The sequence below is a fragment of the Candidatus Symbiopectobacterium sp. NZEC135 genome (assembly GCF_025962695.1).
On record NZ_JAGFPF010000615.1, the window covers coordinates 1 to 1,139 of the forward strand.

Annotated in this window: 2 protein-coding genes; one reads left to right on the plus strand and one right to left on the minus strand. The window is 53.1% G+C overall.

The window, feature by feature from the left end:
- Window positions 1–639 (plus strand): PhoPQ-activated protein PqaA family protein (locus J5224_RS29185; RefSeq protein ID WP_264628571.1); only part of this gene is annotated, 639 nt, incomplete at its 5' end.
- Window positions 640–683: 44 nt separating this feature from the next.
- Here the strand turns inward: J5224_RS29185 and J5224_RS29190 are convergent.
- Window positions 684–1,139: NAD(P)-dependent oxidoreductase (locus tag J5224_RS29190; protein ID WP_319802507.1), on the minus strand; the 456-nt coding region annotated here is incomplete at its 5' end.

Consider the following 1,139-nt stretch of genomic DNA (forward strand, 5'->3'; position numbering starts at 1 on the left):
ATCAATACCCCGGAATTCCAGGCGTTGATGAAAATCGAAGACCCCATGCAATATTTAGCCGCGGGCCAGTCTGCACAGCTCAATAAAGCAAAATACATCGTCAATGCCAGCGGTGATGATTTCTATGCACCCGATAACGCACGTTTTTATTATGACGCGCTGCCGGGGGCGAAATCTCTGCGCGTGGTCCCCAACACCAGCCATAACGGTATTTTAAAACACGTTGAACGCACGTTGATTACTTTTGTAAATCGTTTTCTGAAAAATAAGCCACTGCCGCAACTCAGTGTCACACTCAAGGACGATGCGCTTAGTGTCACATTCTCTGAAAAACCCGTTACGGTAAAACGCTGGACGGCAAACAACCCTGAAGCACGCGATTTCCGCTATGCCTGTGATATTCACTATCAGGGAACCAAGGTGGCACTTCCCAACCATGGGCCGGTAAACCTTGCGCTGAATTCACAGCACGCAGGCTGGCAAGCGACATTCGTGGAAGCCACGTTCAAGGACGGGTTTGTTGCGACCAGTCGGGTTTACGTGACCCCAGATGATGTTTTCCCGACGGCAGCGCCGCCGGTCAACGGTAAATTTTGCCAGACATTGCCGGGTCGCGGACTAGGGGGAACAGCACCTTAACGCGTAATGAGCGCGCCAGCGAGAGAGCGTTGGCGCGCAATAAGCTATTTAAGCACCTGTGGGTTGACGCAGTTTTCTTTAACGTCGCCCGTTAATGCGGCGATCAGATTGTCAACGGCACAGGCGGCCATGCCGTAACGCGTTTCGTGAGTGGCAGAACCGATATGCGGCAGCGCAACGACATTGGGCAGCTTCAGCAACGGGGAGTCAACCGGCAACGGTTCCTGAACGAACACATCCAGACCGGCAGCATGAATAGTGCCGTTGCTGAGGGCTTCGACTAATGCGGTTTCATCCACCACCGCGCCGCGACCGATGTTGATCAAAATGGCGCTGGATTTCATTTTCGCCAGTTGTTCATGGCTGATCAGATGTCGTGTTTCTTCGGTCAACGGCAGGGTAACGCAGAGAAAGTCGGACTCGGCCAGTAAGGTATCCAAATCGCAGTAGCGTGCGTTAAAGCGCGTTTCGGCTTCGGCATGATGGCGTCGCGCGTTGTA